Origin of the sequence: Streptosporangium becharense, from assembly GCF_014204985.1 — a bacterium.
Classification (GTDB): Bacteria; Actinomycetota; Actinomycetes; order Streptosporangiales; family Streptosporangiaceae; genus Streptosporangium; species Streptosporangium becharense.
Genome location: NZ_JACHMP010000001.1, coordinates 1292347 through 1314447 on the forward strand (window position 1 = coordinate 1292347; position 22101 = coordinate 1314447).

Annotated in this window: 15 protein-coding genes and 1 tRNA gene; 6 read left to right on the forward strand and 10 right to left on the reverse strand. The window is 70.0% G+C overall.

What is annotated here, in order from left to right:
- Positions 1–52: 52 nt before the first annotated feature.
- The 6 genes from F4562_RS05605 to F4562_RS05630 all read right to left on the reverse strand — a co-directional run bounded on the left by F4562_RS05605 (position 53) and on the right by F4562_RS05630 (position 5657).
- Positions 53–1222: an ABC transporter ATP-binding protein gene (locus tag F4562_RS05605; RefSeq protein ID WP_184547847.1), complete on the reverse strand. Its 1170-nt coding sequence runs from the start codon at positions 1220–1222 to the stop codon at positions 53–55.
- Positions 1219–2985, reverse strand: a complete 1767-nt coding sequence (locus tag F4562_RS05610) for an ABC transporter permease subunit (RefSeq protein WP_184547849.1) — start codon at positions 2983–2985, stop codon at positions 1219–1221. Before F4562_RS05610 ends, F4562_RS05605 begins: the two co-directional genes overlap by 4 nt.
- Positions 2982–3383: a cupin domain-containing protein gene (locus tag F4562_RS05615; protein WP_184547851.1), complete on the reverse strand. Its 402-nt coding sequence runs from the start codon at positions 3381–3383 to the stop codon at positions 2982–2984. Before F4562_RS05615 ends, F4562_RS05610 begins: the two co-directional genes overlap by 4 nt.
- A complete protein-coding gene (locus F4562_RS05620; protein ID WP_184547853.1) occupies positions 3380–4327 on the reverse strand; it encodes a C-terminal binding protein in 948 nt (315 codons plus the stop codon). Before F4562_RS05620 ends, F4562_RS05615 begins: the two co-directional genes overlap by 4 nt.
- Before the next feature lie 243 nt (positions 4328–4570).
- Positions 4571–5344 (reverse strand): SDR family oxidoreductase, encoded by a 774-nt coding sequence (locus F4562_RS05625; protein ID WP_184547855.1) that lies wholly within the window; start codon positions 5342–5344, stop codon positions 4571–4573.
- Positions 5334–5657, reverse strand: coding sequence for a hypothetical protein (locus F4562_RS05630; RefSeq protein WP_184547856.1), 324 nt, complete (start codon positions 5655–5657; stop codon positions 5334–5336). The genes F4562_RS05625 and F4562_RS05630 overlap by 11 nt, the downstream gene beginning before the upstream one ends.
- Positions 5658–6157: 500 nt before the next feature.
- On the opposite strand from F4562_RS05630, the gene F4562_RS05635 reads away from it, so the two are divergent.
- From F4562_RS05635 to F4562_RS05645, 3 genes are all read left to right on the forward strand, one after another.
- Positions 6158–7003, forward strand: a complete 846-nt coding sequence (locus F4562_RS05635) for an IclR family transcriptional regulator (protein ID WP_184547858.1) — start codon at positions 6158–6160, stop codon at positions 7001–7003.
- A 214-nt stretch (positions 7004–7217) separates the two neighbouring features.
- A complete protein-coding gene (locus F4562_RS05640; RefSeq protein WP_184547861.1) occupies positions 7218–8420 on the forward strand; it encodes a hypothetical protein in 1203 nt (400 codons plus the stop codon).
- The gene (locus F4562_RS05645) at positions 8399–9064 is read left to right on the forward strand and encodes a hypothetical protein (protein WP_184547863.1); all 666 of its coding nucleotides are present in this window, start codon (positions 8399–8401) and stop codon (positions 9062–9064) included. The genes F4562_RS05640 and F4562_RS05645 overlap by 22 nt, the downstream gene beginning before the upstream one ends.
- Positions 9065–9288: 224 nt before the next feature.
- On the opposite strand, the gene F4562_RS05650 is transcribed toward F4562_RS05645, so the two are convergent.
- On the reverse strand, positions 9289–9702 hold the full coding sequence (locus F4562_RS05650) for a hypothetical protein (protein WP_184547865.1): 414 nt from the start codon (positions 9700–9702) through the stop codon (positions 9289–9291).
- A gap of 460 nt (positions 9703–10162) precedes the next feature.
- Positions 10163–10234: transfer RNA gene (locus tag F4562_RS05655), tRNA-Val, on the reverse strand.
- Between the two features lie 465 nt (positions 10235–10699).
- On the opposite strand from F4562_RS05655, the gene F4562_RS05660 reads away from it, so the two are divergent.
- On the forward strand, positions 10700–11116 hold the full coding sequence (locus tag F4562_RS05660) for an SsgA family sporulation/cell division regulator (RefSeq protein ID WP_184547867.1): 417 nt from the start codon (positions 10700–10702) through the stop codon (positions 11114–11116).
- A gap of 61 nt (positions 11117–11177) precedes the next feature.
- On the opposite strand, the gene F4562_RS35660 is transcribed toward F4562_RS05660, so the two are convergent.
- Positions 11178–11780: a DUF305 domain-containing protein gene (locus tag F4562_RS35660; RefSeq protein ID WP_311734274.1), complete on the reverse strand. Its 603-nt coding sequence runs from the start codon at positions 11778–11780 to the stop codon at positions 11178–11180.
- A 79-nt stretch (positions 11781–11859) separates the two neighbouring features.
- Here F4562_RS35660 and F4562_RS05670 point away from each other — a divergent pair, with 79 nt between their 5' ends.
- Complete coding sequence (locus tag F4562_RS05670) at positions 11860–13266, forward strand: LVIVD repeat-containing protein (RefSeq protein WP_311734275.1); 1407 nt, start codon at positions 11860–11862, stop codon at positions 13264–13266.
- A 251-nt stretch (positions 13267–13517) separates the two neighbouring features.
- On the opposite strand, the gene F4562_RS05675 is transcribed toward F4562_RS05670, so the two are convergent.
- Positions 13518–20036: a PKD domain-containing protein gene (locus F4562_RS05675; RefSeq protein ID WP_184547871.1), complete on the reverse strand. Its 6519-nt coding sequence runs from the start codon at positions 20034–20036 to the stop codon at positions 13518–13520.
- A 449-nt stretch (positions 20037–20485) separates the two neighbouring features.
- On the opposite strand from F4562_RS05675, the gene F4562_RS05680 reads away from it, so the two are divergent.
- Entirely contained in the window at positions 20486–21883 is a 1398-nt protein-coding gene (locus tag F4562_RS05680) for a class I SAM-dependent methyltransferase (RefSeq protein ID WP_184547873.1), read from the forward strand.
- Positions 21884–22101 lie beyond the last annotated feature (218 nt).

Below are 22101 nucleotides of genomic sequence, written 5' to 3' on the forward strand. Positions count from 1 at the left end.
GCGGGAAAGAGGAGAGGGGACGGCTCGCGTCCCGGTCGGCGCGGCTCACGTGTCAGTCGGCGTGGCTCGCGTCCCGGTCGGTGCGGCCCGTGCTCCGGTCACCGTGCGGGACCACGGCGGCCTGGCCGTCGCGGACGCACATCTGGACCCGGTCGCCGACGAGCGGATGCTCCCCGGCGGGGTCGACGGCGGCGTGGTAGACGCGCTCCCCCGCCCGGAGGGTGATGGCGTGTCGCTGCCCGAGGAACCGGGAGGCGGTCACCTCGGCCGGGCCGAGCACGCCGAGCCCGGGCGGCGGTACGGTTCCGGCTTCGACGATGACCATCTGCTCCGGCCGCACCGCGCAGTGCACGGCGCCGGAGGTGATCGCGCTGTCGGGAGGCAGGCAGACCACCGTCCCGCCCCCGACGGCGACGACGGTGTCCGGGCCCCCGTCGACGAGGTGGCCGTCGAAGAGGTTCGTCTCGCCGAGGAACCGGGCGACGAACCGGTCGGCCGGCCGCCGGTACAGGGCCTCCGGCGTCCCGGTCTGCCGGATCGCCCCCGCGTCCATGACCGCCATCCGGTCCGAGAGCAGGAACGCCTCGTCCTGGTCGTGGGTCACGTAGATCGCGGTGGTCTCGGCCTCCTGCTGGATTCTCCGCACCTCCGCGCCGAGCTCCTGCCGCAGGCGCCGGTCGAGGGCACCCAGCGGTTCGTCCAGCAGCAGCACCCGGGGACGCTGGGCGAGCGCCCGGCCGAGGGCGACCCGCTGTTGCTGGCCGCCGCTCAGCTCGCCGGGGTGCCGGTCGCCGAAGCCCCCGAGCGCCACGAGTTCGAGGATCTCGGTGACCCGCCGCCGCCGGGCGGCCGGGTCGATCTTCCGCACCCGGAGCCCGAACTCGATGTTCTCCGCCACGGTGAGGTGCGGGAAGAGCGCGTAGTTCTGGAACACGAAGCCGATGTCGCGTTTCTGCGGCGGCAGGCCGGTCACGTCCTGGCCGTCGAGGTGGATCCGCCCGGAGCCGGGTTCGAGCAGGCCGCCGATCAGGCGCAGCAGCGTGGTCTTTCCCGATCCGCTCGGTCCCAGCAGGGTGAAGAACTCCCCCGCCTCGACGTGCAGGTCGACTTCGTCCAGGGCGGTGACCCCGCCGTAGGCGAGCCTGATCGCCTCCGCCCGGACCTCCCCCCGCCGTACCGGCGTGGTCACGTCGCCCGGACGCGTTCGCACTGCGGATCTCATGAGGTACCTCCACCCTGGGCCTGACGGCGACGACGGACACGAGTAATCAGGACCACCACGACGACGGCCACGATCAGCATCGAGGCGACCGCCGGGACGGTGGGGACGATCCCGCTCTCCAGGTACTGGTAGATGGTGACCGGGAGGGTCTTGTCCGGCCCCGTCTGCAGGAACAGGGCGAGGACGACCTCGTCCCAGGAGGTCACGAAGGCGACGGCGGCCGCCCCGACGACCGCGGGCAGCGCCCGGCGCACCACGATCGTCCAGTAGGTCCTGGTGCGGGAGGCGCCGAGGGTCCAGGCCGCCTGCTCCAGTGACCGGTCCGCCGCCGACAGCGCGGTGTTGACGACGGCGAAGGAGAGGGGGAAGGCGATGACCGTGTGGGCGAGGACGAGCCCCACCGTGGTCCCGGCCAGTCCGAGCCGGAGCTCGACGTCGTAGATCCCGATCGCCAGCAGGATCGCGGGGGTGATGATCGGGGCGAACGCCAGCGCCTGGATCAGGGCCCGGCCGGCCGCCGACCGGGTGCGCTGCGTCAGCCGTGACAGCGACAGCGCGATGACCAGCGACAGGAGCGCCGTGCCGATCCCGACGACCAGGCTCCGCAGCAGTGGAACGGTCCAGGTCCTGCCCTCGAACGCCTTGCCGTACCAGTCGAGGGTGAACCCGCGGGGCGGGAACACGACGGTCGAGGTCTCGCCGACGGACATCGGGAAGACGAGGAGGACCGGGGCCATCAGCACCAGCAGCGTCACCGCGGTCACCGCGGCGGCCGCGATCATGCCCGCGCTCCACCGGAACGGCTCCGCGGCGCTGACCCCCTTGGCCTGGGTCGCCATGGCGGCACCCGGATCCATCCGCCCGGTGATCCGCACGATCCCGGCGTAGAGCACCAGGGTCACCGCGAGCAGCAGCACGCCCATGGCGCTGGCGACGCCCCACTGGAAGATGTCGATCTGCTGCTGGATGTACGTCGAGATCGTCGACTGGCGCGGCCCGCCCAAGATGGCGGGCACGATGAAGAAGCTCAGGCCCAGGATGAAGACCAGCAGCGTGCCGCTGACCAGCGAGGGCCGGATCTGCGGGAGGTAGACGCGCCGCAGCGCGTGGCCGTGTGAGGCGCCCATCGTCTTGGCCGCCAGCATGAGGTTGCCGTCGACCGCCGACATCCCGGAGTACAGGATCAGGATCATGTACGGCAGCAGGTAGCAGGTCGTGCCGACCAGCGTCCCGCCGAAGCTGTGCAGCAGGGAGAGCTCCCCCAGCCCCAGCGCCTGGCTCGTCTCGTTCACCACCCCGTTGGGGCTGAGCAACGCGGTCAGGGCGAACAGGCGGACGACGATCGACACCCAGAACGGGATCAGCACGAGCAGCAGCAGCACTCCGGCCACCCGGCGGGGCAGCCGGGACAGGAAGTACGCCACCGGCAGGGCCACCAGCACGGTCAGCAGGGTCGAGCCGACGGCGAGCAGGACCGTGCGCCACTCGATGAGGAGCAGGAAGTCGTCCTGGAACAGGCTGGCGTAGTTGGCCAGTGAGAACCCGAGGTTCCCGTAGTCCAGGGAGCCGGTCTCGCTGAGGCTGCGCAGCACGACGTTCGCCAGCGGCCAGGCGTACAGGAGGGTGAACAGGATCGCGAAGGGCACCGCGATGAGGCCGTAGGACACCCCGTCCCGCACGCGCCGGTACCCCGGCCGGGTCCCGGGTCCGCCGGCGGGGGCCGCCGGCGTCCCGGGGGCACGCGGCGGGGCGTCGACGCTCATGCGTCCTCCGGGGTGGCCGCCGTCACGCGGCAGATCGTGTAGATCTTGCGGACGGTCGAGGTCACGGTCCACCGGCCCGTCCACCCCTCCGGCAGGATGACCGTCACGCCCGGGCGGATGTCGGAGTGCGTGCCGTCGGCGTGGTCGAGGCGTCCCTCCCCGGAGAGGAAGTGCATGATCTCCGAGCAGCCGGCCTTGCGGGAGTCGAACACGCCGGGGGTGACCTCCCAGACGCCGACCTCGACCTCCGGCGACTCGTGGAGCACGTGCTCGGCCGTCCGCGGATCGCCCGAGACGACGACCTGGGGGCTGCCGGTGGGGGTGAGGGGGAGGTCGCGCGCGTCGTGGTCGTCGATACCGACCGGTGCGGGGACGGCGTTCTCGATGGGGGCGGTCATGTCGTGGCCTTCAGCGTGGTCGCGTTCACGATCGAGGGCACCTCGCGGCCCCGCAGGTAGGCGGCGCACCGCTCGGCGAGGAGTCCGCGCAGCCGCACCTCCGCCGTCTCCGAGTACCAGGCGAAGTGGGGGGTGACAACGGTGTTCGGTGCGCGGAGCAGGGGGTCGTCCGGACCGGGCGGCTCGTCCTCCAGGACGTCCAGGCCGGCCGCCGTCACCTTCCCGCTGCCGAGGGCGGCCGCCAGGGCCGCGGAGTCGATCAGCCCGCCGCGGGAGACGTTGACGACCGTGACACCGTCCTTCATCAACCGGAAGGCCCGCTCGTCGAGGATGTGCCGGGTCTCGGCCCGCAGCGGGCAGTGCAGGCTGACCACGTCCGCCCGCGCGAGGAGCTCGGGCAGATCCACCATGCGTGCCCCGGCCGCGGCGGTGACCGCCGGGTCGTGGGCGACGACCTCACGGAAGAAGGGCCCGGCCAGGCGGATCACCTCGGCGCCGATGCGGCCGATCCCGATCAGCCCCAGTGTCTGCTCCGAGAGCGGGACCACGGGCCGCAGCCGGGACCACTGCGGCCAGTGCCCGTCGCGGACGAGCCGGTCGCCGCCCGTCAGACGGCGGTTGGCGGCCAGGATGAGGGCGACCGCGTGGGTGGCGACCTCCTCCTGACAGTAGTCCGGGACGTTGACCACCGCGATCCCCCGCTCGCCGGCCGCCGCGAGGTCGATGGTGTCGACCCCGACCCCGTAGCGTCCGATCACCCGCCAGGTGGGGTGCGCGTCCATCTGCTCGGCGCCGATGGTGGCGTACTGGACGAGGACGCCCTCGGCGGTGCCGAGGTCACCGCCCCGGCGCGCGTCCGTGACGCCGACCGACAGCGGCGCCGCGGCCCGTTGCTCGACGAGGATGTCCCCGTAGGAGGTGTCGAGCACGACGAGCCCGCTCATGACGTTATCGCGCGGCCGTCCGCCGCCGTGCCCGGCTGGACCCTGAATTTCATCCCGTCCGCCTTTCCGGTGAATTTGTTGAAACGATTCCAGGTATCAGAGGAACGACATTCCGGCCGCCTCGGAGAAGGATGGTGGAACGCTCCGGCGCCGCCGGAGCCGCGGCGGCCCCCGGAGCGGCACCCGCCCGGCGGGCCGGCCGGGAACCGGATGCCACAGGACGGGCGGCTGGCGCCTGCGAGGTCAGCGGCCCAGCCAGCCGCCGTCGACGGGCAGTGTCACCCCGTGGATGTAGTCGGCGGCGGACGAGGCCAGGAACACCGCCGCGCCGCCGATGTCAGAGGGCTCGGCCCACCGTCCCGCCGGGATCCGCTCGCTGATCTTCGCGTGTCGGTCCGCGTCGAGCAGCAATGCCTCGTTCATATTGGTATTCACATATCCCGGCGCTATTGCGTTCACGTTAACTCCGCATGACGCCCACTCGTTGGCGAGGGATTTGACGAGCTGGCCGACGCCTCCCTTGCTCGCCGCGTACCCGGGAATGGTGATCCCACCCTGGAACGTCATGACCGACGCCAGGAAGATCACCTTTCCCGAACCGCGCGCGACCATCTCCGCCCCGATCCGGCGGGTCAGGATGAAGGGGGCGGTGAGGTTGACGGCGAGCACCTCGTCCCACAGCTCGTCGCCGTGGGCGACCGCGGGCGCCCGCCGGTTGATCCCCGCGGCGTGCACCAGGATGTCCGGTGCCGCCTCGCCCGCCTCCTCGAGCCGGTCCAGGAGGCGGTAGAGCGAACCCCGGTCCGCCAGGTCGCACTCCCGCGCCGCGTACCGCCCGCCGGCCGAGCGGACCGACTCCGCCACCGCCTCCTGGGTGGCGAGAGCCGAGCTGACCCCGACGACGTCGGCTCCGGCCCCGGCCAGCGCGACGGCGATCGCCGCGCCGATCCCGCGGCTGGCGCCGGTGACCAGCGCCGTACGGCCCCGCAGCACGCCGGGTTCCCGGTCAGGACGCATCGTCGATGATCAGGAACTGGGTGGCCGCGTCCGAGAGGTTGCGGCCCCGGTGAGCGCGTCCCGGGCCGAGGATGAACCCGGCGCCGTGCCCGACGCTGAACGAGCCGCCGTCCCGGAACTCGTAGCTCATCGTGCCGGTCAGGACATATCCGCGGTGGCCTTTGGTGCACCACACGTCGTCCCTTACGGCGCCGGCCTGGTACTCGACGACGTTCCAGACCGTCCCGTCGGGGGCCGGGACGGTCCGCAGCCGGACGCCCGGCACCTCCTCCCGCGCCTCGGCGGGGAAGACGATGTGGTCGACGGTCCCCATGGGACACCTCCATGCGCTGTGACCTGCGGCTGTACGGAACCGCTGCAGATTTTGGTACGCTATTTCAAAATCGCTCCGCACGTCAACAGATGTTTGACGGATCGCCACCTCCCGGTCACGGTGGCGGAAGGAATCTCATGGGCGGGAAACACACGGCCGGTCGCCGGATGCCCGGCGACCGCGCGGGCATCGGAACGGGACCGTCCGCCGCCGACGGCGCGGACACCGGCCAGGACCATCCGGCACCATCCGGGGCCGGCCGGGACCATCCGCGGCAGGACGGGACCCGCCGAGGGCTCCGACGCCGCGCGGATCCCATCCTGCCGGGATGATCATTTATGACCCGGCGGAAGACCGGTGTGCCGCCGGAGCATCACCGGCACACTGCCGGTGGCGCTCCGGCGCACCGGCGGCACACCGGCGGCACACCGGCGGCACACCGGCGGCACAGCCCGTCCGGCGACATCCGACACCGATGACCTTTGGAGAAGAGGGCACAGATGGCAGTGAGCACGGCCAAGGACGGCAAGAAGAGCATTCCGGGCGCTTCCGGCGGCGACTCCGTGTCGGGAACCCAGGGGCTCGACCGCGCTCTGTCCGTCCTGCTCCAGATCGCGGCCAGTCCTCCCCCGGGCCTGAGCCTGGCCGAGTGCAGCAGCATCCTCGGCTACAGCAAGCCCACGACGCAGCGCCTGTTGCGCACCCTGACCCGCCGCGAGTTCCTCCACTACGACGAGGACCTCGGCGTCTACTCCCTCGGGGTGGCGAACGCCAGACTGGGGTCGACCTACCTGAACCGGGTCACCCTCCGGCAGGCCGCGCTCGCGGCCATGCGCCGCCTGGTCGTCGAGACCCGGGAAACGGCTCACCTCGGCATCCTGTCCGGCTCGAACGTCGTCTACATCGACGTCGCCGACAGCCCGCAACCGGTGCGGATCTTCAGCCGGGTCGGTGACGCGGTCCCCGCGTACGCCACCGCCGTGGGGAAGGCGATCCTCGCCTTCCTCCCGCCCGCCGACCTCCGGGAGCACCTGCCCGGGACGCTGGCCGCCCGGACCCCCAACACGATCGTGACGATCCCCGACCTGCTCGCGGACTTCGAGCGCACCCGGCAGCGCGGCTACTCGATCGACGACGCCGAGAACCGCGAGGGCATCCGCGGTTTCGCGGCCCCCGTGTTCGATGCCGAGAACAAGGTCTGCGGAGCCGTCAGCATCGCCGGCCCGGAGTCCCGGGTCTCCCCCGAGAGCGCCGAGCGGTACGGCCCGCTGATCCGCGAGACGGCCGCCGAGATCTCCGCACTCCTCGGCGCCCCGGCCGGCGGGGGACCGGCCGCGGCCGGCTGACACCCCGGTAGGGCGTGCCGACCGCGGCCACCCCGGAACGCCCGGGGCGGACGTCCGCCCTCCGGGAAGGCGGGGTCCGCCCACAGGGTGATCTTTTCTCCGCCGGGGCTCCGGGGGCCCGTTCCTGTCCGGGGCCTCCCCTAGCGTCCCTCCTGACCGGCGCGCCGCGCGCTTTCGTCCGGGTGATCCGGACCGACTTTCAGGAGATGCCGTCATGACCGTGTGGGAGGAGATCCGCGACCTCATCGGCACCGGTGACGCGTTCAAGGTCGCGGCCGGGGTCGCCGGCCTCGACGACGCCGGGCGGAGGGAGGTGGCCCGGGAACTGCCGGGCCACATCGAGGTGGCCCGGTGGGAGGTGGAGAGGCGGCTGGGTGAGCGCTCGGAAAGGCTCGGCCGGATCCGGCTGGAACGGGGGGAGGCCTACAAGCGGTTCGCCCGCGAACGCGGGGTGCCGCTGCGCGAGATCCACCACCGGTGGGCGGAGACCCTCGGCTGGGGCGGCGACATGGAGGGCACCTGGGAGGATCCCCGGCTGAGCCTGCCGGAGGCGGAGAGGAAATATCCGTCCCGGGCCGAGTACGACGCCTGGATCGACCCGATGCGGGTCGCGGGTGCGGGCACGATCTCCGGAGCGGCGGCCGTGGTCGCCTGGCTCAACCGGCGCGACATGGAACGCCGCCGGGGGTTCGCCGACCTCGTCGAACCGGTGCTCCAGGCGGTCGCCGCCCGCCCCGCCGAATGGCAGGCCGATCTCGCCACGCGGCTCGCGCTGCGGGTGCGCGTCCGGCGCGACCGGTGGGAGGATGATCCGCGCGACCGGAACCTGCCGCTCACCTTCGCGCTGCTGGGCCGCACCGGTGTGACGCCGCCCGAGCACGACCCGCTCGTGGTCGTCTGGGCCAGCACGCCGCCGACCGCGGAGCGGCTGCGCGACGACCCGCTGCTCGACACGCTGTTGCCCAGGCTCTTCCAGGCCCAGGGGGTGGGCTCGGTTCTGCGGGAGGAGCGGGCCGACCCGCCCGCCGCCGCGTCGTGGCTGAGCGCGCTGCACACCCTGGCCGCCGAGGGGCGGGTGGACCGGGAGCTGCTGCTACGGGGCTGCGTGGGCCGCTTCCTGCGCGGGGGAAGTGTGACCGACCTGCGGTTCTTCGCCCGCCTCCACGAACTGCTCGAACCGTCCCCGGCCGAGGTGGCCTCGCGCGCCGGTGACTACCTGCGGTCTCCGCGGTCGAACGCGAGATCGCCCGCTGGACGGCGGAGAATCCGGCTGGGCACTGGCTCGACGAGCGTGAACCGGAGGGAAGGCTCAAGTGGTGGCAGACCGCCGTGGTGGTCTCCATCATCCCGGACGAACACTGGGCCGGGGCAGGAGCGCCGGCCGGTGAGCCGGTGGTGCGCGCGGCCAGATCGCTGATCGCCGCCCTCCTGGTCGCGCCGCCTCCGTTCCTGCAGGAGGGACAGGGTCGTCACGGCAAGCTCATCGGCTGGTGGCCGGGCGTCATGCCGTCCCACCGCGAGGTGATCGCCGCCCACATGATCCCGCTCCGGTTCCACAGCGACTGGACCGGCGACCTCACCGACGGGCCGCGGCTCACCGACCTCGCCTGCGCGCAGGGACCGGCCGGGCAGGCGACCGCCCTGCTGCTGGTGGAACGGCTGGCCCTCGGCATGTCGGTGTACCGGCGCCGGGCCGTGCAATACCTCTCGGCCACCGGAGACCTGCCCGCCGCGGCCATGGGCGCGGAGTTCGGGCGGCGGATGCGCCACTCCTGGCTCCCGCTCGCCGCATTCCGGAAGATCATGGAGGACTTCGTCCACGAGGGTGCCCACCGAGAGGCGTGGGCCATGATCACCGCCGCCCTGCCCCATCTGATGCCCGCCGCGGGCGAGCGGTCCGGCAGGAGACTGGTCGGCTTCCTCACCTTCGCCCGCCAGACGGCCCGGCGGATCGGTGCGACCGGTGAGATCCCCGAGGTCACGGCGATGGCCGGGCGAAAGGGCTCGAACCGGGCCGTCCTCGAATGCCGCGCCTTGCGTGACCTGCTCTCCCCTCCGTGACACCGGGAGCCCGGAGCCCCCCGCGCCCGGAGCGGTCACGAGCGAGAGCCCACGATGAACACGGAACCGGCAGAACTCCCTCCGACACCGAAAAGACCTGCGGAACCGGCGGTGGAATCCAGGCTGGGGCCTGCTGAAAGCTTTCGACGCCGCTGCGGGCACCGCTTCCCGAAGCCGGCGGCTCCGCGGGCACCGCACCCGCCCGCGCGGTGTCTGCGGAGCCGTCAGTTGGAGAAGACAACCCGCCAGTTGGAGCACGCCGTCGGCCGTTGGTACGTGCCCTCGCAGACCCGTGCCCTGATGAGATCGATGCCCCCGACGCTCGTGCGGAACGTCGTCGGCCTGTTGAAGCAGTTCAAGAGGTTGGCCCCGCTCCATTCCGTGCTGAACCTGTCCCGGTAGCTCAGCTGCACCCACCCGCAGCCGGCGCCAGCGCTGTCGTTGAGCGTTCCGGAGACCTCGAAGCCCGACTGGAGGGCGACCACCTTGCCCTTGGCGTAGGCCTTGTGGTCGGCGGAGTAGATCGAGCCCCACTTCCAGGTGCCAGGGTCTGACGCGGCCGAGGCGGTGGTGGAACCGCCGAGGACGAGGGCCGCCGCCGTGGTCAGGCCCAGCAGGGCTCGGATGCCGGTGCGCATATGGAAACTCCAGGGATTTCATGATCGATACAGGTCCGTGCGACTTGAAAGGCTAGATCCACACACTTGGGGTTCACTTGAAGCCACCAGAAGCGCTCGGCCCTGTGAACGCCGTGAAGGGGCACGCCTGCGAAACCGCCGGCGGGAGGCCCAGGTCACCCACCGGCCGATCGCGAGTCGCACCGTTGATCATCGGCGTCCGACACCCGTTCCCCGCCCTCAACGCAGTGCGCCGCCACACGGGGACGAGGGCTGCCGAACCGGCATCAGCCGCCGGAGGAGGAGCGCCCCACCTGGTGAGCCGGCTGCCGGTGCAACCGGGGCCGGCGCCGCGGGCGACACGCCGACGGGCCACCGTCACGATCTTGTTATCCCAAAGATCTCCCACGGGGGCTGTTGGACACAGAAGAGCCCGGCGGACTGTACAGTCCGCCGGGCTCTGACCTGCTGTTTCACGCTGTGGGCGATACTGGGATCGAACCAGTGACCTCTTCGGTGTGAACGAAGCGCTCTCCCGCTGAGCTAATCGCCCGCCCTGTGCGGCGCCTCTCGGTGCCGACGAGAGAAACCATACAGCAATCGGCGAGCGCTCGCGAAGCGATGTCACCACCCAATACGATCTTGATAGGCGACACGGTGACGAGGCAAAGCTTCGGGGATGCATCCGGTGGTGGGCTACGGTGACATAGCATCGTCCTGATCCGGAGAAGAGCCCGTACGACCCGGGCTCGACCCGAATCACCCGAGACGCCCTACCCGGGAGTCGACGGTGACCAAAACGAGATGCAAAACCCTCGCAAATACGGCCCTGTTGGTGATGTTTAGCCAGGTAGATGCCCAAATGTCGCGCTGTGATGTGTGTTACAGAAGGGCGTGGAGGCGGAATCTTTCCTACAGGTTTCGTCGTTCCGCGTGGGTGGCTCCGGCGGGACGACGCCCGTCTGAGCAGTGAAAGCCCCGAAGAGGGGACCGACGAGGAAAAAAGGTTTGGCTGACGATGAACAGCGCCACCGTCTCTGCCGAGCTAGGCCTTCGGCTTGTGGTCCCCGACCGTACCACCGTCCCCCTGCTCGCCGGGCTCAGCTACACGGCCGGTGATCCGTACGCGATCAGAATGGCCTTCCATGTGGGGAACGACGAACCGGTCGAGTGGATCTTCGCCCGCGAGTTGCTGACCGTCGGCATCGTGCGGCGGGTCGGCGACGGAGACGTGCAGGTCTGGCCCGCGCGCGCCGACGGCGAGCGCACCCTGCACATCAGTCTCACGTCGCCGTTCGGACAGGCCCTGTTCGAGGTGCCGCTGGCTCCGCTGACGGAGTTCCTGCACCGCACGTACGAACTGGTCCCGGCGGGTCGCGAGACCGACTTCATGGATCTCGACGCCGAGCTCAGCAACATGCTCTGGAGTTCCTGACCCCTCCCGGCGACCGTCCGCCCCTCTCCCGTGACCGCCGGCCCGGCCTCGCCGGGCCTCCTCAGGTCCCGGAACGGAGCAGGCGCCGCATCCGGGTGATCTCGGTGCTCTGCCCGGACAGGACGTCCTTGGCCGTGGCCAGCATGGCCCGGTCGCTGCCCTCGCGCAGCTGCCGGCCGGCCATGGTCAGCGCCGCCTCGTGGTGATCGATCATGAGGGTCAGGAAGAGCCGGTCGAAGGCCGCTCCCCTGGCCGTCCTGAGCTCGTTCATCTGCTCCGGGCTCACCGTGTGGTCCTCGTGGCCGCCCGCCGTGCGGCCGAGGGCCCGCAGCCACGCCGTCATCGCGCCGATCTCGGGCCGCTGCGCGGCGGTGATCCGCTCGGCGAGTCTCCGCACGGGCTGCGACGAGGTCCGCGCCTCCACCAGCCCCGCCATCTCCAGAGCCTGCCTGTGGTGCGGGATCATGTCCTCGGCGAACCTGACGTCGGCCGCCGTGACCCCCGCTTCCGACTCACCGAGCCGCTCGCCCGGCGTGGCGGTGCGGCCCGCGTCGCCGGGACCGCCCGGGACGATCACCGGGGCGCCGGAGCCGGCGACGAGCGCGGCGGGCCCCTCGGGCTCGGTGGCGGTGCAGCCCGCGAGAAGCGATAGCGAAAAGATCACCGCGATACCCTGGCCCGGCAGCCGCATCCTCCACATAGCTTTAATGATGCGGCAGGACAACCGATCCGATGGGGGCACTGTGCGATCTACCGCGGCGTTCGGCCTGGCCGGTCTGCTTCTGCTTGCCGGGTGCGCGGCCGATCCCGCGCCACCCGCCCCGCGGGCCGTCTCCTCCTCCGCCGGGCCCGCGACCTCCTCCCCGGCCGGGGCCGCGGCCGGTTCCACCACCTTCCCGGTCTCGGCGGGTGACGTCCGCGTCAGCGCGAACGTCAAGCACGTGGCCAACGTCCCGCCCCGGGCGCCGCTCAACGGGCCGCAGGCCTGGGGCACGGACCTGGCCTTCCAAGGCGACCACGCGTTCGTCGGCAACTTCGACGGCTTCACCGTCTTCGACATCTCCGACCCGGCCAAGCCGTCCGTGGTGAGCCAGGTGCTCTGCCCGGGCGAGCAGAACGACGTCTCGGTGACCGGGAACCTGCTGTTCCTGTCGGTCGACACCGCGCGGAGCGGCCCGGGGTGCGACGCCGGGCGGGGCGGGGTGGAGACGAGCAGCTGGGAGGGCATCCGGATCTTCGACATCTCGGACAAGGCCCACCCCAGGTTCCTGTCGGCGGTCCGCACCGACTGCGGCTCCCACACCCACACCCTCGTCCCCGGCGACGCGGAGCGGGTCTACCTGTACGTCTCCTCCCCCGGCCCGGAGCCGCAGACACCGGGCTGCCCGGCGCCGCACAACAAGATCTCCGTGGTGGAGGTGCCGCTGAAGGCGCCGGCCACCGCCAAGGTGGTCTCCCAGCCGGTGCTCGCCCAGGTGGGCGAGGAGGCCGAGCTCCTCAGCGGCTGCCACGACATCACGGTCTACCCGGAGAAGAACCTGGCCGCCGCCGCCTGCTTCGGCGACGGGATCCTGATGGACATCACCGACCGGGCCAACCCCAAGGTCCTCCAGCACGTCAAGGACGAGGAGAACTTCGCGATCTGGCACTCGGCGACGTTCAACAACGACGCCACCAAGATCGTATTCGGTGACGAGCTGGGCGGCGGGGTGAGCGCGACCTGCGACTCCACCATCGCGAAGACCAAGGGTGCCAACGCCGTGTACGAGCTCGGCGCGGACCGCAGGCTCAGGCGCCTCGGTTACTTCAAGATCCCGCGCGAGCAGACGCCCGAGGAGAACTGCGTCGCGCACAACGGGTCGCTGCTGCCGATCCCCGGCAAGGACATCATGGTCCAGTCGTGGTACCAGGGCGGGGTGTCGATCTGGGACTTCACCGACGCGACCGCCCCCAGGGAGATCGGCTTCTTCGAGCGCGGCCCGGTCCAGGGGGTCGGCGGCTCCTGGTCGGCCTACTACTACAACGGCCACATCTACTCCAGCGACATCAGCAAGGGCCTGGACGTGCTCCGCATCGACGACCCGCTGACCGACCCGGCCAAGCAGGTGAAGACCACCGAGCTGAACGCGCAGACCCAGGTGTCGTACTAGCGTGCTTCGCGGCGGGGCGGGCCGGCGCGGCTGTCCCCGCACCCATCGAGGGCGTCCCGACGCCGGCCTCGTGTGATGGGAGGATCACGCCCGGACGGCAGGATGGAACCGGCGGTGGTCGATGATCCGGCACGGGGCATCACGGCGGGCTGGCTTCCAGACGGCTTCGTCGAGACTCGCGGGAAGACGGCCGGCCGGGCCGTCCCGAGGGACGGCCCGGCCGGCGCGGAGTTCTTCCGGAAGGCGGACGATCAGTCGCTGACGCGGATGATGCCGATCACCGGCGCCGCTTTGCCACTGTTGTCGTAGATCAGCTCACCATCGATGTTCCAGACTCTGATCATCAGCCGGTCGCTGCGGTCAACCGGCTTGCCGGTGTCGATCGCGGTGACCTCGTAGGTGACCTTGGTGGTCTTGTTGACCGTTCCGGTTCCGCGCAGGATCGCGGTACGGTCGGCCGCCGCGAGCACGGTGTAGGAGGTGTCGCGCAGGTCGAACCCGGGGACGTTGTAGTGCAGCTCACCCGTGGGGGTGTCGTCCTTGCGGCGGTAGCGGGCGGCGACGTGGAAGGTCGCCCTGCCCTCCCGGGCGCATTTGGCGTTCAACGTGCACACCCCGGCGGGCGAGGTCGTCCATCCGGCGCCGACCAGTGACTTCGCCGGGTCGTAGACGATCACGTACGTCTTCTCCCGGTCGATGGAATCGGCGGTGGTCGCGCCGCCGTCGTCGTCGGTGACCGTCACCGAGACCGGATACCGCCCGGCCTTGGTGAACACGTGTGACCCGCTCACCGTGCCGGTGCCGCCGGTTTCGGACACCGCCCCGGCGACCTGCTGCCCGCCGATCGTCCAGACGGCGGTGTGACTGTCGGCGCTGCCCGTGTCGGTGAACGACGCGTTGAGCGACATGGGTGTCCCCACCGGAACGACCGCAGCCACGACCGGTTCCTTCAACGTGACCGCCGGTACCGCGTTGTACACGTTCACGGCCAGCGTCGCGGTGCCAGTCGCACCCTTGTCGTCGGTCACCGCCACCGTGATCGTGCGGCCACCGTCGTCGGCGGGGGTGTGGTCCAGCCTCAGCTTGCCACCGTCCACCTCCAGCTTGCCGGGCCCCTTACCGTCGCCGTAGTCCACGGTCGCCGTCCAGGAAGCGGAGTCGGCGTCGGTGAACGACGCCTGCGTGGTCCAGACGGCCCCCTCGACGGCCGTGCCGGGTCCGGTCAGCGTGACCGCCGGAGGCTGGTTGGGCGTTTCGATGGGCTTGACCGTGGCGGTGAAGGTGGCTGTGGCCTCCAGACCGCCGTCGTCTTTCACCTTGACCGTTACCGGATAGACACCCGCCGCGTCCCACTGGTGCTCCAGCGCGAACTCCTGTCCGTTCAGCGTCGCCGCGTGCGGGCCCGCCCCGTCACCGTAGTCCACCGTCGCGGTCCAGGAGGTGGAGTCGGGGTCGGTGAAGGTCACCGTCCGCTGCAGCTTTTCACCCACGCTCAGCTCGACGTCGGTCCCGGCCGTCACCGTCGGAGCCGCGTTCGGCGCGGCCTCCTCGATGAGGAACGGTACCGTCTGCCGTCCGGTGTCACCCTTGCTGTCGGTGACCTGCACCACCGCGATCCCTTGGGCAGGCTCGGTGAAGGTGTGGGTGGCCTCGACGGTGCCGCCGCCGGCTTCCTGCTTGACCTCCGCCGAGCCGGGCCCGATGCCGCCCCACAGCACGACCGCGGTGTGGGTGTCCTCGGTGTCGGCGTCGGTGAACGACACGCTCAGGGTGAAGGGCCGGCCTGCCGTCCCGCGCAGCGGAGCCGACGGTGCCTGGACGACCGGCACGGCGTTGGCCGGGGCTCCCTGGCCCGTCAAGGGCAGCCAGTAGGTCGGCTCGGCGTCTTCTCCGGTGAAGAAGGCCAGCTTTCCGTTCGCCGCCCCCGCCTGCGCCGGGGAGAAGGTCACCTGCACCGTGCACGAGGCCCCCACGGGCAACTCCACCGGGCAGTCATTGGTCTGCGCGAACGGCGCATCGGCCGAGATCACCCGCAGCGGCATCGGCGCGCCGAGCCGGTTGGTCAGCTTCACCGGCACCTGGTCACTGCTCGATCCCACCCGCACCGGCTCCGCCCAGGCGATGCCGGCCTTGTCCAGTAGAGGCCGCACCGTCACCGTCGCCGTCGCGATGTCGTTGCCCCGCTCGGGATCGGGCACCGCCAGGCTGTAGCCGTGGGCCTCGGTCTTCAGGTCCGTGCCCACAACGGTCCCGGACGCGACCGCAGCGGTCACCTCCACCGTGGCCGACCAGCCCGGCTCCAGCACCTTGACGGTGTTGCGGAACCCGCCGGTGATCGCGGCGCAGGCGCCGCGCCAGGTGTCACAGGTCGCGCCGGTGACGCCCTGGGGGATGAGCACGTCCAGCCGGACATCGGTGGCGGGGTCGTCACCCTTGTTGGTCACCGTGGCCGTCCAGGTCGCCTTCGCACCAGGCGCCGGCTCGACCGCGGGCCCGCTGTGCGTGACCTCGAGATCGGCCCGTGCCGTCGTGGGCGTCAGCAGGAACGACCGCGCCTTCTCCGTGAAGCGGGTCGGTCCGGAGGCGTCACGGTCGCGGACGAAACCCTGCGCCAGGATCTGACCGGAGGAATTCACATCGAACACCCACCGTAGCCCCATGCACGGTGCCGTCGTCTGCGTCAGGTCCTTCGGACACATCGGTCGGGGCAGCAGATCCGCCAGCTTGTAGGTCTCACCGTCCAGCCACAGCGCCGGCACCCACGGATCGTGCTTCGAGGCCCCCTGGGCGAGCCCCGCCACCAGACCGCCGTCGTTGACCGCGCTCGCCACACCCACACCGAGATCGGTCGGCCGGCCGTCCCGCCACACGACGGCGTGCTGCTCGGAGTTCAACCGGTGACACGCCCACGAACCGACCACGGCACCCGCGGTGTTGATGTCATAACCGACGCCCAGCGGCGTGGCACAGTCACGCCCCTCGACCGCCAACCCGGGGAGCTCCTCAGTCGCCCCGTCCCGATGGACCGCCGGAGCCCAGCTGACCGGAATGCCCAGGCTCGTGTCGTTCACATACGCGCCAGCGACAGCGCCGCCGGTATTGATCCGCGCCGCCGCCAGGCTGCCGGACGAACCGAGCCCGCCCGCGCCCGCGTGGAACGGCGGGGTGTCCGGCAGCGCACCCGGGATGCCCCGGTCCCACATCACCCACCTGCCGTCCTTGCGGCCGAACACCTGACCGCGGTCGTTCACGTCCAACGCCCGGCCGGGCGAACCCTGCGAACCCGGCTGCAGATCGGTGACCGAACCGTCCCCGCGGAACACCACAGCGTGCTCCTGGTTGCCACCGTCCACCGACGCGACCGCATACCCCGCCACATCGCCGGCCTGGTTGATTCCCATCGCACGTGAACCACACGCACGATCATCCGTGTCCGCGCACTCCACGCCACCCAGCTCGGTGAACACACCCCCCTGCCACCGCAGCGCACGCTCCTGCAGCCTCTGCCCCCCGTCACGCCACGTCACCGTGGCGGCGACCTGGCCACGATCGTTCAACGCCACCGCCTCGGTGGCCGACGGATCCCTACCGGCAGCCCCGCCCAGCTCGGTCACCGTATACGTGCCGAACCGTGCTACCACCGTGTGCGGACCGTCCATCACAATCTTCAACGCGCCGGCCGGCCGCTCCTCGCCGTCCACAGTCCACCCCACGGGGATACGCCCCGCATCCGCGGTCGCCGTCAAGGTCACCGTCGTCCCCGCACGGTAGGTGTCCCGCGCCGGCGACGCCGACACCGAACCTCCCGGCTGCGCCGACAACGACAACTCGAACTCCCGCAGGTCCGGCTTCTTCACCTCCACCACATCCCGCGCCGTCCGCATACCCTTCGCGGTGTCCGCCTTCACCAGGACCATGTGCACGCCATCGGCCAAGGGCTCGGACACGGCGCCGTACACACCGTCATCGGCGGCACCGTCGTCGCTGCCGCCGTCGTCCTTCAGCGCCACCTCATGGCGGGTGCCGTCCGCTGCCAGCAGGATCGCCCGCACCGGCACCCCGGTGACCGGTCGGCCGTCATCGCTCACAGCAGCGACCACACGCACCCGGCCCTCATCGGAGGACTGCTCAGCCCTGGTCACCGACACCTTCACCGGGTTACCCGCGACCCAGGCACCCACATTCGCGGTAACCGGCTCACCCCCGGTGTTCGTGACCTCCAGCTTCCACGCCCCCGCCTGCGGATCAGCCACGCTCAACCCCTGAATCGGCTGCTTGGCCGCCTCGCTGCCCGCCGCGTACTGCGCCACCGCCTTACCTGACGGATCACGCAACACCAACCCCACCGTCGACGGCAACGCCCCCGTCACGCCGAGCACCTCACCCGGGGGAACCTCCAACGGCGCGCTCACCGTCTGGCCCGGCTCCGCACGAACCGAAGGCGTGGCGAATGTCGACATCCCGTCCGTGTCACCCGCGGCGCCGTCGTCGGCCTGGGCCGAGACCGGTGCGGACGAGGCCTTCGCCAGCGCGGACGCACCACCGGCTGTCATGCCTGCCAGCCGTGGCTTGACATAGGACAGCAGGTCCGGCACCGACTCGGGCATCGACGTGTGCATCGTCTCGGTCGTGGGGACGTCGGTGTAAATGAACTGCGCGCTCCATCGCGGAACGATCAGGTCGCCCATGCGGGGCAGTTCACCCCGCAAGCTGACGCAGGGCACGAGCTGGCCCACGCCGACCAGATTGGAGGCCTTCGCCCCCTTGAGGTTCAAGTATTTCTCGTTGAAGACGTCGCGCACGAAGAAAGTGGTGTTCTCCAGGGTGGCCGGGAAGTAGGGGACGGCGTACGGCCATGTCAGCATCGCCGTTTCCATGACCATGTTCGCGCACGGGGTCCCCTGGTTCGGAGTGCCCATCTGCAGCATCCGGTTCACCGCGGGCCTGCCGTCCGTGACCCTCGGCATCGTGCTCTGGATGTACTGGCGGGTGATCAGCCCGCCCATCGAGTGGGCGACGACGTCGACCTGCCATGCGCCTGTCCGTTCGCGCACGTTCTCGATGTACTTCGCCAGCTCGTCGACGTTCTCGTCGAGAGAGTTGGTCTCCACGAACGGATGCAGTTCGGTTCCCGTGTTGAGAGTGCCGCCGTCGTCACCGAACTGACCGTCGCCCACCGCGAACACGCCCATGTTGGGGTGCATGTCCTTCAGTGGTCGGTAGGCCTTCCCCCATGAGCTTTCCGCGTCACTCTTGTAACCGTGCACCAGAACCACGGGCTTCGGCCTGCTCTGGATCCCGGTCGTCTCCGCGTAGCTCTGCTGGGCGGCGCCGACGTACAGTCGAGCCTTCACGAAACGGTGCTGAACCGGTTTGCCGCCGGCGTCCCAGGCGAGCGCCGCGTTCTTCCAGGTGGCCCGGACCTCGACGGTCTCGAGCGGATCGAGATCAAGGTTGATCGGTTCAATCGGCAGCGGTGTGCCCGGAACCTTCTCCCCCATGGTGGGCGCCTGGAAGAACTTCAGCTGCACGGACATGGGATGGGACGCCGGATTCTCGACGGAGACCGTGATACGCATCGGGCTTCCATCGGTGATGCCGATTCCGGGCGCGGCGTCGACCCAGTCTTCGGAAGGGTACCTCCGGGTCTCGACGGTGATCGATTTGATCACCGGCTTGGGCGACCCCAGATCGAGAATGAAGGCGTGCTCTACCGACTCGGGGTAGGGCGCATCGGTCTTCTTGGCGAGGCCGACGATCTGACCGGACTCGTTGATGTCCCAGGCTGTCTGGATATCCAGATTCTCGTAGCCCGGAGGCTTCAAGTCGTTCAGGTAGTATCCGACACCATTCAGGAAAACGGCCGGCTTGAGCCAGTACGTGCCACGGCGCGGATCACGCCAGTACATGTCCCCGACGCCGACGCCCGCGTTGTTGATCTCTTCCACCCAGCCGCCGTAAGGGGTGTCCAGCGGTATGGCCCTGCCATCCGGTTCCCAGATCAGCGGGGTGTAACCGCCGTTGGCGTCCAGCCCGTACCCTGCCACCTGCCCCTTGTCGTTGATGCCGTAGGCGGCGGTCGACTTACCGTAGAGGTAGTTCAGGCGATCCCGGTTGACGTCGAGGCGCTCGCCTGGTCGCGCGCGAAACGCGCGGACGTCTTCCACGTCCGGGTCGGGGTTCATGTCGGCGGTTCCCGCGGCCCAACCGGAGTCGTTCAGCCCTTTGATGGTCAACGACTGATTTTTGAACGCCGAGATATTCAGCTCCGAACCGTCGGGATCACGCACCCAGTTATCACCCGCGGTCTGCCCCTTGTTGTTGATGACACGGCCAAATGGCCGGGGGAAGACGTCCGAGACACCGTTCTTCCGTCGATAGAAGGACCATTCATCCCCCAACTCAAATCTCATGAAATGGCCGACGACGTCGCCATTGTCATTGATGTCGCTAGCCCAGCTCCAAACAGTGTCGGCGGGGAGCATCTCGCCGATTTCGATGACGGATCCCTCGGAGAAAAGAACGGGCCGCTGGTGTCTGGTTCCGGCGACCTGGCCCATCTCGTTGATGCCGACCATGCTCATTCTGGACGCGGGTCCCAGATCGGTGAATTTGACCTCACCCACCGGGGCGGCCGTCTCCGCTTTCCGTGACGGTTCCGGCTCGGGTGCGGCGCGCGCGACTCCGGGCGGTGCAAGCACGCTCGCCACCGCGACCGACAGCGATATCGCCACCCATTTGACGGAGATGCTTCGCAGAAGTGGGTTCAAGGCACGACCTCCCAGGTCGAAGGTGCCGCAGGGGAGGACGAGGGCCTACGAGTCGCCGTCGGGCGCCCCGTCCCGAGGCGACACTCCCGGCAAAGCCCGCTGGACCTCGGTCCGGTGGGCAGGATCACCGATCGCGCTTGCGAAGTTCTTCGACCCACTTATCAAGATCGCTGACGGCGTCCGGGGCCGATGGGCCTGCCGAGTGGCCAGAGCGGCACCAGAGCGTGCGCGAACCGTCGACACACGATCACGGTCCGCTACGGGGTGCAGGTCTCGGACACCGCCCCCGGTACGGCCGCCCCGCTTCGCGGTCCCCGCTCCAGAGGACCCAAGAGCGGTCAAGAACGCGCCAAGACCGGTCGGGCAGCCTATGAACCGTCACCCGCCCGACCGGTTCTCGCAAAGGGTCTTGAAGAATGCTCGTCGAAAGCAAAATACAGGCGCGGTGGTTGAGCTGGCGTGAGGCCGGCGAAGACATCCTCGATCTCCGCAGGCGCGTCTTCACGGACGAGCTCGGCTGGCCGGAGGAATGGATCCGTCACGGCAGGGACGCGGAGGGGCTTCACCTGTGCGCGTTCGCCGACGGGAGGATGGTGGCCGCGATCTCGGCTTACGTCTACGAGCCGGAGGCACCCGAACTCGCCTCCGTGAAGCTGCCGGAGATCGACGGACCGACGGTCGAGATCGGCAAGCGCGTCGAACTCCCCTCACACCGCGGCCACCTCATCAGCGCGCAGATCGGGACCTCGATGCTGCGGCAGATCTGCGAGTCGTTGCGGCCCTCCCGGTTCTTCCTCATCGTCCGGGTGAAGCGTTTCCGGCACCTCATCGACCGGTACGCGAGAAGACGGTTCGTCTATCACACGGAGATCGGATCGGGCGACGACGCCATCGCCGTGATGAAGGTGGACGGTGAGGACGCCCTGGATGAGTTCTACCTCAAGCATCGGGAACTGACCAGGGACGCCTCCGCCGGGGAAGGGGCGATACCGGTCCCCTCCCTCGTCCGTTTCCTGGCGGACAACGATCGCAGTGATCTTCTGGCGGCGGAGCGTCTCGGCGCGGAGAACAACTACCTCCAGCCGCTGTCCCTCGACACGGAGGCGTCCCGTCTGACGGCCCAGGGGCGGATGATCCTCGCGGAGCAGCTGCCGCGCCTGGCTTCGGCACCGTTCCCGACGGCACCCGCGTCGCTCCTCGACATCGGGACCGGGACGGGCGAATACCTGGCGGCGGTGACACGGGAGAACCGGTTCGCCGGATACCGGGTTCACGGCATCGAACCCGTCCCCCACCTGCTCGCGCGCGCCCGTTCGAACTTCCCGCAGTTCGAATTCCGCCAGGGCAGCGCGTACCTGACGGGTGAGCCGGACTCCTCGCACGACGTCATCACGGCGAACTTCCTGTTCGTCCATCTTCGGAGCCCGGACCTGGCCCTGCTCGAAATGCGTCGCGTCCTCAAACCGGGCGGGCTCCTGTACGTCGTGGACGTGGACGACTCGAGCTTCTCCGGCCCGGAAGTCGCCCAGCGGATGATCGAGAGTTACGACCGCGACTACATCGGCGACCGCGTCGTCATGAAGGACCTTCCCGGACGCGCCGGGGAGTTCGGTTTCCGGCTCCTCGACCGCTTCCGCACGAGGCTTCGCAACACCGGGGACCGCGAACCGCTTCCCGGCCGGGACGAGATCCGCCTCGGGGTGGCGGAGGCGTGGAGTCTGCTGTCCTTCGTACGCTCCCAGCCCGGCATCGAGCCGCTCTTCCAGGAGGCCCGGGAGCACTGTTTCGGCAGCGGCTGCGAGATCAGCATGAATCTCGAAACCCAGGTCTACCGGTTGGCCCCCTGAGGAGAGGAGGTCGAGTCGCCACCGCGGCCCCCAAAGCGGAGATCGTCGAGGTCCTCCGGGAAGAGCGCCGGAACCGGCCGACGCGAGGAGCGGGAACCGGGCGGAGCGGTGCGGCGGCCGGGCGACCCAAGACCGATACAGCGATCCACAAGTAGCCGATGGCAGTGTGCGTGTTGTCCGGCGGCGACCCGGGGAGTCCCCACCGGTTCTGCGCCGGA

What these genes read in the sequence shown, in the direction of transcription:
- F4562_RS05620 (WP_184547853.1), bottom strand. Translation starts at nt 4,327, where the DNA reads ATGAGCGGGCTCGTCGTGCTCGACACCTCCTACGGGGACATCCTCGTC.
- F4562_RS05660 (WP_184547867.1), top strand. Translation starts at nt 10,700, where the DNA reads ATGAACAGCGCCACCGTCTCTGCCGAGCTAGGCCTTCGGCTTGTGGTC.
- F4562_RS05625 (WP_184547855.1), bottom strand. Translation starts at nt 5,344, where the DNA reads ATGCGTCCTGACCGGGAACCCGGCGTGCTGCGGGGCCGTACGGCGCTG.
- F4562_RS05635 (WP_184547858.1), top strand. Translation starts at nt 6,158, where the DNA reads ATGGCAGTGAGCACGGCCAAGGACGGCAAGAAGAGCATTCCGGGCGCT.
- F4562_RS05650 (WP_184547865.1), bottom strand. Translation starts at nt 9,702, where the DNA reads ATGCGCACCGGCATCCGAGCCCTGCTGGGCCTGACCACGGCGGCGGCC.
- F4562_RS05640 (WP_184547861.1), top strand. Translation starts at nt 7,218, where the DNA reads ATGACCGTGTGGGAGGAGATCCGCGACCTCATCGGCACCGGTGACGCG.
- F4562_RS05610 (WP_184547849.1), bottom strand. Translation starts at nt 2,985, where the DNA reads ATGAGCGTCGACGCCCCGCCGCGTGCCCCCGGGACGCCGGCGGCCCCC.
- F4562_RS05605 (WP_184547847.1), bottom strand. Translation starts at nt 1,222, where the DNA reads ATGAGATCCGCAGTGCGAACGCGTCCGGGCGACGTGACCACGCCGGTA.
- F4562_RS05615 (WP_184547851.1), bottom strand. Translation starts at nt 3,383, where the DNA reads ATGACCGCCCCCATCGAGAACGCCGTCCCCGCACCGGTCGGTATCGAC.
- F4562_RS05630 (WP_184547856.1), bottom strand. Translation starts at nt 5,657, where the DNA reads ATGGGGACCGTCGACCACATCGTCTTCCCCGCCGAGGCGCGGGAGGAG.